This window comes from Klebsiella sp. HN106 (assembly GCF_051209435.1).
GTDB classification, from domain to species: Bacteria; Pseudomonadota; Gammaproteobacteria; order Enterobacterales; family Enterobacteriaceae; genus Klebsiella; species Klebsiella oxytoca.
Window position 1 is genome coordinate 1 of sequence record NZ_JBLURD010000216.1, and the last position, 302, is coordinate 302.

The 302-nt window shown below is 45.0% G+C and carries 1 protein-coding gene; it reads left to right on the forward strand.

All coding sequences use genetic code 11. The annotated features are described in order from the left end of the window. Positions 1–225: hypothetical protein (locus ACSIPU_RS30990; protein WP_435322531.1), on the forward strand; the 225-nt coding region annotated here is incomplete at its 5' end. Positions 226–302 lie beyond the last annotated feature (77 nt).

The following is a 302-nucleotide window of genomic DNA, read 5'->3' on the forward strand; positions in this document are numbered from 1 at the left end:
GCCAAATCGAATTCCTTAAGCGATGATCAGGTCAGTCAAAGGATTATTGATGACTCTGTCGCATCCTACCCCGGTACTTGTGCCTGTCCCTTCAATACCGCCCGGAACGGCAGCTCGTGCGGTGGCCGCAGTGCCTGGAGCAAAGCTGGTGGGTACTCACCTATTTGCTACAAGAAAGAGGTAACAAAGGAGATGGTTAAGGCGTGGCGACAAGAGAATCAATGATAACGATCAATATCTGAACCAGGTGATTACTTACACTGGAATAGTAGTTTAAATAATATTAAATGATTATTTCGAAT